The 9,140-nt window shown below is 68.9% G+C and carries 10 protein-coding genes; 6 read left to right on the top strand and 4 right to left on the bottom strand.

Going from position 1 to position 9,140, the window contains the following annotated elements; translation table 11 throughout:
* A partial coding sequence (locus KDH83_RS27300; protein ID WP_212321472.1) for an amidase family protein occupies positions 1-1,359 on the bottom strand: 1,359 nt, incomplete at its 3' end.
* Positions 1,360-1,517: 158 nt separating this feature from the next.
* On the bottom strand, positions 1,518-2,384 hold the full coding sequence (locus tag KDH83_RS27295; protein ID WP_212321470.1) for a LysR family transcriptional regulator: 867 nt from the start codon (positions 2,382-2,384) through the stop codon (positions 1,518-1,520).
* 129 nt (positions 2,385-2,513) lie between these two features.
* On the opposite strand from KDH83_RS27295, the gene KDH83_RS27290 reads away from it, so the two are divergent.
* Positions 2,514-3,908 (top strand): MFS transporter, encoded by a 1,395-nt coding sequence (locus KDH83_RS27290; RefSeq protein ID WP_212321468.1) that lies wholly within the window; start codon positions 2,514-2,516, stop codon positions 3,906-3,908.
* Between the two features lie 18 nt (positions 3,909-3,926).
* Here KDH83_RS27290 and KDH83_RS27285 read toward each other — a convergent pair whose 3' ends face one another.
* Entirely contained in the window at positions 3,927-4,595 is a 669-nt protein-coding gene (locus KDH83_RS27285; protein ID WP_212321466.1) for a hypothetical protein, read from the bottom strand.
* Between the two features lie 116 nt (positions 4,596-4,711).
* On the opposite strand from KDH83_RS27285, the gene KDH83_RS27280 reads away from it, so the two are divergent.
* From KDH83_RS27280 to KDH83_RS27270, 3 genes are all read left to right on the top strand, one after another.
* Complete coding sequence (locus tag KDH83_RS27280) at positions 4,712-5,656, top strand: 3-hydroxyacyl-CoA dehydrogenase NAD-binding domain-containing protein (RefSeq protein ID WP_212321464.1); 945 nt, start codon at positions 4,712-4,714, stop codon at positions 5,654-5,656.
* Between the two features lie 107 nt (positions 5,657-5,763).
* Positions 5,764-6,048, top strand: a complete 285-nt coding sequence (locus KDH83_RS27275; RefSeq protein WP_212321463.1) for a GNAT family N-acetyltransferase — start codon at positions 5,764-5,766, stop codon at positions 6,046-6,048.
* Positions 6,049-6,062: 14 nt separating this feature from the next.
* Positions 6,063-6,467 carry a YchJ family protein gene (locus tag KDH83_RS27270; RefSeq protein WP_212321461.1) on the top strand — a complete coding sequence of 135 codons (405 nt, stop codon included), beginning with the start codon at positions 6,063-6,065 and terminating at the stop codon, positions 6,465-6,467.
* 147 nt (positions 6,468-6,614) lie between these two features.
* Here KDH83_RS27270 and KDH83_RS27265 read toward each other — a convergent pair whose 3' ends face one another.
* Positions 6,615-7,475: a LysR substrate-binding domain-containing protein gene (locus KDH83_RS27265; RefSeq protein ID WP_212321459.1), complete on the bottom strand. Its 861-nt coding sequence runs from the start codon at positions 7,473-7,475 to the stop codon at positions 6,615-6,617.
* Between the two features lie 130 nt (positions 7,476-7,605).
* Between KDH83_RS27265 and KDH83_RS27260 the strand changes: the two genes are divergently transcribed.
* The gene (locus tag KDH83_RS27260) at positions 7,606-8,319 is read left to right on the top strand and encodes a haloacid dehalogenase type II (RefSeq protein WP_212321457.1); all 714 of its coding nucleotides are present in this window, start codon (positions 7,606-7,608) and stop codon (positions 8,317-8,319) included.
* A gap of 32 nt (positions 8,320-8,351) precedes the next feature.
* Positions 8,352-9,092 carry an aldolase gene (locus KDH83_RS27255; protein WP_212321447.1) on the top strand — a complete coding sequence of 247 codons (741 nt, stop codon included), beginning with the start codon at positions 8,352-8,354 and terminating at the stop codon, positions 9,090-9,092.
* Positions 9,093-9,140: the final 48 nt, after the last annotated feature.

Here is a 9,140-nt window from a genome sequence, read left to right as displayed (position 1 = left end):
CCCCGCGGCCAGGCACAGGTCCTCGCGGTAACGGCCCGCCATGAGCTGCACGCCCACCGGGATCGTCCCCTTCGCGCCCGGCACGCTGCCCATGGCCACGGACAGGGCCGGCAAGCCCATGAACGGCACGCCGATCTGCGGCATCTGCGCGCGCCAGACGCGCGCATAGGCTTCGTCGCCGGCCAGGTCGAGCTGGTCCGGGAAGGGCAGCTCGGCCGACACCGGCAAGAGCAGCACCGGGTACTCGGCGAAGAACAGTTCCCACTGCCGCGTCAGCGTGGCGCGCCGCGTGAGCAGCGCGGAGTACCTGGCCAGGTCCATGCCGGCGGCGCGTTCGCGCTGCCCGGCCCGCGCGACCTGGGCGCCCCGGTCGCCTTCCTTGCGCGCGGCCTCGACCATGGCGTCGTAGCCATCGGCCAGCCACATGCGGATCTGCAGGTCGGCGGCCTCCTTCAACGGCGGGATCGCGTCCAGCGTATCGACGCGCCAGCCAGCCTCGCCCAGGCGCCGGGCCGCGTCCTGCAGCGCCTTGACCACCGCGGGCTCGGTCTCCAGGCCATCGGGATAGAAACACAGCGCCACGCGCTTGGGCGCGGCCGGCCCCTCCAGCGGCGCGGGCGCCCACCAGGGATCGCGCGGATCAGGCGCGGCCATCGCGGCCAGCCCCAGGCGCAAGTCGGCGATGCTGCGCGCCAAGGGACCGGACACGGCGGTGATCTGCCCGCCCAGCGAGCGCTCCGGCAAGGCCGCGTTGAAGGCCGCCACGCGGCCCAGCGTGGGCCGCAGGCCATGCACGCCGCAAGCGTAGGCCGGATAGCGGATCGAGCCGGCGATGTCGGTGCCGTGCGCGATATGACCGACGCCGGCCGCCACGGCCGCGGCGGCGCCGCCCGACGAGCCGCCGGGCGTGAGCGCGGCATTGCGCGGATTGCGCGTATCGCCGTGCAGCTGGTTGCTGGTGAACCAGCGCAGCGAAAACGCCGGCGTGTTGGTGCGACCGAGCACCACCGCGCCGGCGCGCAGCAGGTTGTCAACGACCGGATTGTTGGCCTTGGCGATCACGTCCTTCTGCAGCGTCACGCCATTGGTGGTGGCATAGCCGGCCTGGTCCACGTTGACCTTCACCGTGACCGGCACGCCGGCCAGCGGGCCGGGGTCTTCGCCACGCGCCAGCCGCTGGTCCACGGCGGCGGCCTGCGCCAGCGCGTCCTCGGGTCGATGATCGACCACGGCGTTGATGCGGGGGTTGACGGCATCGAGCCGCGCCAGCGCGCTTTGCGCGGCCTGCACGGCGGACACTTCACGTTTGCGGATCAGGCTGGCAAGCTCAGCGGCGGACAGACGCCAAAGTTCGGACACGCGCGACTCCTGGTAGATGGGATCATCGGACAAGACGGGACCGTCAACCTTAGCGCTGCTTGCGCGCGGCCACAAGCGGTGCCATGGGCGAGGCGACAAGCCATGTCATGAGCGATGCCATGCAGGAGCCATAGGCGGCGCCCGCGCGCGACATGCGCCTATTCCTCCTCGAACACCTCAACGATGGCATCGGCCACGGCGCGCACCCGCGCGGTCCGGTTCAGGTCGCCGTGCATCACCAGCCACAGGTCATAGGAGCCGGCGCGCTGCGGCCAGATGCGGACCAGTTCCGGATGGCGCGCCGCCATGTGCACGGGCAATTCGCCGATTCCCAGCCCGGCCCTCACGGCATCGATGATCATCATGGCCGAGTTCAGTTCGATGGCGACGCGGCCGTTGCCGGTGGGCTCGCCGCAGAAGACGTCGGACCACCCCGGCAACACCGACTGCTGATAGGTCACTAGCGCGTGGCCCGCGAAGGCCGTGCCTGGTCTGGGTTCGCCGCGCTGGCGCAGATAGGACGGCGCGGCGTACAGCCCGGTGTCCTTGCGCGCCAGGTGGCGATGGATCAGGTCGGGACTGTCGGGCCGGACGTTGCGGATCGCCAGGTCCGCCTCGCGCCGCGTCAGGTTGCTCAGCTTGATAGAGGTCGACAGCGATATCGTGATGTCCGGGTGCCGCGCATGCAGGCGCTTGACCGCCTCCATCACGAAGTAGCTGCCGATGGCCTCCGAGGACGCCACGCGCACCACGCCGGACAGGCGATGATCCAGCCCCTGCATCTGGCGCTGCAGCTGGTCGGCCGCCTGCTCCATGCGCTCGGCGGCCGCGAAAGCCAGCTCCCCGGCGCCGGTCGGCACGTAGCCGGCCGGCGTGCGCAGGAACAGGCGCGCGTCCAGCGACCGTTCCAGCGCGGCCAGACGTCGGCCCGCGGTGGCCTGGTCGATCTGCAACAACGCGGCCGCGCCGCGCAGCGTGCCGTTGCGATAGATCGCGAGGAACACCCGCGCATTGTCCCAATCCATGCCGCTCCCCGGATTCAGTGCCTCCGCCATTGATGCAAATTTGCATCCTGGAGACGCATTTATACGGCTTTTTTGCATTCCCCGCAGCGCCTACAGTGGCATCCCCGGCCTCAAGAAACGCAATGCCCCATGAACACCGCCTGCACTCAAGCCCCTGTGCCCATCGCGCCCGCCGCGACCGCCAGTCTCATGCCGCTGGCCACGCTGGCCATCGGCTTCGTCATGGCCATGCTCGATGTCACCGTGGTCAACGTCGCCCTGCCCGGCATCGCCGCGCAGTTCGGCGTCCCGCTGACCGACCTGGTCTGGATCGCCGACGCCTATACCCTCGCCTTCGCGGCGCTGCTGCTCGCGGCCGGCGCGCTGGCCGACCGCTACGGCGCCAAGACCATCTACCAGGCGGGACTGGCCGTGTTCACGCTGGCCTCGCTGCTATGCGGCATGGCGCCGGACGGCCCCGCGCTGATCGCCGCCCGCATGCTGCAGGGCGTGGGCGCGGCGCTGTTCATGCCCAGTTCGCTCAGCCTGTTGACGCCCGCCTACACGGAAGAACGCACCCGCAACCGCATGCTGGGCGCCTGGTCCGCCATCGTGGCCGTGGCCGGCGCGTCGGGCCCCTTGCTGGGTGGCGTGCTGATCCATCAGTTCGGCTGGCGCGGCATCTTTCTCATCAATCTGCCGTTGGGGCTGGCGGGTCTTTGGCTGGCCAGCCGCCGCATCCAGCAGGCGCCGCGACGTCCGCGCGCGCTCAACGCGTCCAGTCACCTGCTCGGCATGGCCGCGCTGGCGACCGCCAGCTACGCGCTGATCGAAGGCAATGCCTATGGCTGGTCCTCTCCCCGCATCGCGACGGCCATCGCGCTGGCGCTGGCGGCGGCGATCCTGCTGGTGCGGCGCGAGCGGCGCCACGCCGATCCCATCCTGCCGCGCGCGCTGTTCGAAACGCCGCGCTTCGTTGCCGCGAACGGCGTGGGGTTCCTGGTCAATCTGGGCGGCTACGGCCAGCTGTTCCTGATCAGCCTGTTCCTGCAGCAGGCGCGCGGCGCGGACGCGTTGCAGACCGGCATCCAGATGGTGCCGATGCTGGCGATATTCTCGATCGGCAACCTGGCCTCGGGCCGCATCGCGGCGCGCTGGAATGTGTCGGCCGCGCTGCTGGGCGGCCTGTCCATCGCCACGGTACTGAGCGCGGCCAGCATCGTCGCGATGTCGCCCGGCATGCCTTACTGGTGCTTCGCGCTGCTGGCGACCGGCGCCAACCTGGGCCTGGGCCTTGTGGTGCCCGCCATGACCAGCCTGGTCATGCAGGTATCGGGCACCGCCCATGCCAACAGCGGCGCGGCCGCGCTGAACGCCAATCGCCAGTCCGGCACGCTGGTGGGCGTGGCGCTGATGGGCACCATCCTGCACCTGGCGCCCGACTGGAACGACAGCCTGCCCCTGGCCTATGGCGTCATCGCGGCCAGCTACCTGTGTGCCGGCCTGCTGGCCGCCCGCTATCTGGGCCGCGCGCGCAATCGCTGACGCGGCGCGCGACCGCCCTCAGCCGCGCAGGATGGCCACGCCGCGCCCGGCGAAATGGCGGTCGAACACGGCGAGGGCCGCGCGCGCGTCCGCCTGTGTGCCGGGCCGGCCGTCGACCGCCGGCTCGCCTGATGGATTGTGGAACACGATCTCGTCCGCGCTGGCGCGCGTCACCAGCACCAGGTGTCCGCCTTTCTTGGGCGGCAGCTGGTCGGGCCAGCGGATCGACGGATGCACCGACGCCATGAAGAACTCCGCCTCGTCCAGCAAGGCCGGCAGCGCGGCCGTTGCAAGGTCCACATGCACGCGCGCGCGCAGGCCGTGTACCTCTTCCACATAGCGCACGAATGGTGCATAGATCATGCCCTTGATGTCGTCGCCGTCCACCGTATAGGCGCCATAGGGCAGGCTGCCTCGCGCAAGCGCCAGCGTGGGATGGACGCGTCCGGTGCGCGCCGCCAGCACCATCTTCAGGCAGGCCATGCCGCAGACATGGCTGGCCCAGCGCGCGTACTCGTCGACGTCGGCCGCGCCGGAGCCGGCCCAGGCCGGATCGTCCTTCAGATCCAGTTCGCGCCGGATGATGGCCCCGGCCAGGTGGGCGGATTCCCATTGGCAGAAATAGGGCACGGCGGCGCCTGCGTTCGACGCCGCGCGGGCATGGGGTCCGTCCTGGATGCTGTCCATCTTCTCTCCTGGCATGGGTTGGGCCGGACGTATCTTGCCGTCTGCGCCGCGTCATGGCAACGGTCCCCGCTTTGCTTCACAATGCAGGCGTTACACAACCGACCAGGAGTCTTTCCATGCAGCATCCGTCCACGCATCCCGCCATCCGTCGTGTCGCCATCGTCGGCGCCGGCACCATCGGCGCGAGTTGGGCCGCGCTGTTCCTGGCGCACGGCCTGGAAGTTGTGGTCAGCGACCCGGCCCCCGACGCCGAGCCGCTGACCCGCGAACGGGTACGAGCCGCCTGGCCGGTGCTGGCCGAGCTGGGTCGCGTGGCCGCCAGCGCCAATCCCGACGCGCTGCGCTTCGAGCCCGACCTGGAGGCCGCCCTGAAGAACGCGGACTTCGTGCAGGAAAACGCGCCGGAACGCGAAGACTTCAAGACCGCGCTGTTCGCACGCATGGACGCCGCGCTGCCGGCGCATGCCATCGTCGCGTCCAGCTCTTCCGGCCTGATCATGAGCCGCCTGCAGTCCGGCTGCGCGCGGCCCGAGCGCTTCGTGATCGGCCATCCCTTCAATCCCCCGCACCTGATCCCGCTGGTCGAAGTGGTGGGCGGCAAGCAGACCTCCGAGGAAACGATCGAACGCGCCATCGCCTTCTATCGCGAGCTGGGCAAGTACCCGATCCGCCTGAACAAGGAAGTGCCGGGCCACATCGCCAACCGTCTGCAAGCAGCGGTCTGGCGCGAGGCCATCCATCTGGCGGCCGAGAACGTCGCCAGCGTGGCGGATATCGATGCCGCCGTCTCTCAAGGACCCGGCCTGCGCTGGGCGCTGTTCGGCCCGCACATGACCTTCAACCTGGGCGGCGGCGCGGGCGGATTGGGCCATTTCATGGACCATCTGCTGGGGCCGGTGCAGACCTGGTGGGATGACCTGGGCGCGCCCGAGGTCACGCCCGAGCTGCGCCAGCGGCTGATCGCAGGCGTCAATGCCGAAGCCTGCGGGCGCAGCATCGCCGAGCTGGCAGCAGCGCGCGACGCGGATCTCACGGCCCTGCTGAAGACGCTGCGCCGCTGAGCGGCCGGCGGACCGAGAAGCCAGGCCCCGCCGCGCGAGTCGCGCCGGCGGGCTGGTATCCTGGCATGATCCGCCGCCTTTCTCGAACATCACAGGATTTCCCGCCCATGACGACGCTCCCGATTTCCGTTACGCACGACGCAGGGCATTCACGCTTCACCGCGATCGTGGACGGCGTGCCGTGCGTGCTCGACTATCAGTTGCAGGACGGCATCATGTCCATCGTGCACACCGGCGTTCCGCCCGAAGTCGGCGGGCGCGGCATTGCCGCCGAGTTGACCCGCCATGCGCTGGAGACGGCGCGCGCGCAGGGCTGGCGCGTGCGCCCGTTGTGCTCCTACGCGGCGGTGTACATGCGGCGCCACCCCGAATACAACGACCTGCTGGCCTGAGCGCCCTTACTCACGTGACTCGCAAAGCCGACGCCGCCGCGCAACCCTGTCCCTGTGAGAGCGGCAAGCGCTATGCCGAATGCTGCGGCCGCTGGCACGCCGGCCCGCAGTTCCTGCAAGCGCCCGACGCCGAAGCCCTGATGCGTTCGCGCTACAGCGCCTTCGTGCTGGATCGACTGGACTATCTGCTCGCGACCTGGCATCCCGACACGCGCCCCACGGCGCTGGAGCCCAACCCGGCCGATCTCAAATGGCTGGGTTTGACGATCAAGCGCGCGCAGACGCAAGACGCCGATCACGCAACCGTGGAATTCGTCGCGCGCAGCCGCCAGGCAGGCCGCGCGCACCGCATGCATGAGCTCAGCCGCTTCGTGCGTGAGCAGGGTCAGTGGTTCTACGTCGACGGCGACGTGGACTGAATCGGTCAGTCCGGCGTCACGCGGGATTTGCCGGACGCCTATCGCCGTTGCGCGTCACGGCAACCGTGGGCATGTATGTACACGTGACGCGTGCCCCCCTTCCCGCTCGGTATCCCGGCCTGACACCGCGCCAAGTCACTGGCGGCATCAAGCCGCATCCTGGCCGCCGATAGCCTGCTCCAGAGCGCCAATCAGATCCCGATGCGCCATGGACAAGCCGCGATGCTCGCCCACGATGGCCAATTCGGTCGCCGGCGCGGCCTCGAAACCGTCCTTCCTGCCCAGCACTGCCTGGCCCGGCAGGCGCGCGTAGGCCGGCAACAGGCTGACGCCCAATCCCGCCGCCACGGCCGCCTGCACGCCGGCCAGGCTATGGCTGTGGTACGCCGCGTGCCAGGCGCGCCCGGCGCTTTCCAGCGCGTAGATCATCCGCTTGCGATAGATGCAGCCCTGCGGAAACAGCACCAGCGGCACGGACGCCGCCTCGCGGACGACGCGCGGCTCTCCCACCCATACCAAGGCCTCGGGCCATGCCGCCAGGCAAGGACCATCGCCCGGTTCGCGTTTGATCAACGCCAGCTCCAGCTCGCCCGCCGCCAGGCGCTCGCGCAAGCCCGCGCTCATGCCGCTGACGGTTTCCAGGCGCAGGTCCGGATGACGGGCGCTGAACTTCGCCAGCAGCACGGTCAGGCGCGCAACGTCGAAGTCCTCCGGGATGCCCAGCCGCAGCACCCGCGCCGCGCGCGGCGCCGACAGTACTTGCTGCGCCTCGTCCGCGATCGCCAGCAGGCGGCGCGCATACGCCAGCATCAGTTCGCCGTCCTCGGTGGCGGACACGTTGCTGCCTGTCCGGTCGCGCAGCAGCAGGGTCTTGCCAACGGTCTGCTCCAGCTTGCGCACCTGCTGGCTGACCGTGGACTGGGTTCGATGCACGCGGCTGGCGGCGCGCGTGAAGCTGCCTTCATCGACCACGCACACAAGCGTCCTGAGTAATTCCAGATCAAGCATGGCGCATTGATATCCAATAAACAACTGACTTCAGTCTATTTATTAATTTTACAACTCACAAGCGTGGCACTACGCTGGCCAGGGGCTTCGCGCCTGCCCGCAGCCGTATCCGCAAACATGAGGACTCTCCATGCCGCTCACCCATCTTCCCCGGCCTCAATGGCTGACCTTCGATTGCTATGGCACCCTGATCCAATGGGATGAAGGCCTGCACGCCGCCGTCGCCCGCATCCTGGACCGCTCCGCGCAGAGCGGCCCGCTGCCGTCGCCGGCGCAGTTCCTGCACGTCTACGATGCTCATGAACATCGGCTCGAACGCACGCCGCCGCACCGGCGCTTCGCCGACATCACGCGGGAATCACTGCGCCTGACGATGCGCGAGCTGGGCATGGCCCATCACCCGGAGGACGCCGATACGCTGATCGGCGGCATCTCGGCCATGCCGCCCTTCCCCGAAGTGCCTGGCACGCTGGCCGCGCTCAAGCGGGCCGGCTTCCGCCTGTGCATCATCTCGAATACCGATGACGCCATCATCGCCGGCAACGTCGCGCAGATGGGCGGCCACATCGACCGCGTCATCACCGCCGAACAAGCCGGTGCCTACAAACCCTCGCGCCAGATCTTCGCCCACGCACACGCCAGCCTGGGCGTCACGCCCGACGAGGTCGTGCATATCTGCGCCAGCCCCCATCTCGATCATGCCGCCGCGCGCGACATCGGCTTTCGCTGTGTCTGGATCGACCGCGGCACTGGACGCCAACCCTTGCCTGACTACCGTCCCGACGCTACCGTATCCACCCTGGACCAGGTCATCGGCCTGTTCCGCCAAGCGGGCTGGGTCTGACCAGCGCTTTCCTCTTATCTGCAAAGGCCGTCATGAACCACGATTCCAAGTTCACAGAAGCGCTGTTTCAGTCAGAGTCCGTCCACGCGCTGCGCGCCGACTTGGCGCTGGCCTTGAGAGCGGCCGCGGCACATGGCCTGGGCGAAGGCGTCTGCAACCATTTCAGCGTGGCCTTGCCGGGCGATTCGGACCTCTTCCTGCTCAATCCGCGCGGGCTGATGTGGCACGAGGTCCAGGCCGAGGACATCGTGCTCATCGATGCCCAGGGCAACAAGCTGGCGGGTCGGCATGCCGTGGAGCCGACCGCGATGTTCATTCATGCGGCCATCCATCGCATTGCCGGCAAGGCCTGTGTGCTGCATACCCACATGCCTCATGCGACGGCATTGACGCTGACCTCGGACCGGGCGCTGGACACCACGCTGTCGCAGAACGCCATGCGCTTTCACGGCAGGCTCGCGATCGACCGCGACTACAACGGACTGGCGCTGGATATCAGCGAAGGCGAACGCATCGCGCGCGCGATGCAGGGCGCGGATATCGTGTTTCTGGCCAATCATGGTGTGGTCGTATGCGGCGAGCGGCTGGACTACGCCTACGACGATCTGTTCTTTCTGGAGCGCGCATGCCAGGCGCAGGTGCTCGCGCAATCGACGGGGCGGCCGCTGGCGCCGGTGGATCCCGTGCTGGCCGGCAAGGTGGCGGCGCAGGTGCAATCCGAGCGCTTGCAGTCGGAGCTGTTCTTCGAGGCGTTGCGGCGGCAGTTGAGGTAGCTGGCGCTGAAGAATCTCTGCAACCCCGTGGGGCTTTACCGCCCCGCA

This window comes from Achromobacter sp. Marseille-Q0513, assembly GCF_018195695.1.
Classification (GTDB): Bacteria; Pseudomonadota; Gammaproteobacteria; order Burkholderiales; family Burkholderiaceae_B; genus Achromobacter.
Note: the sequence above shows the minus strand (reverse complement) of the source record. Positions and strands in the feature narration are given on the sequence as shown.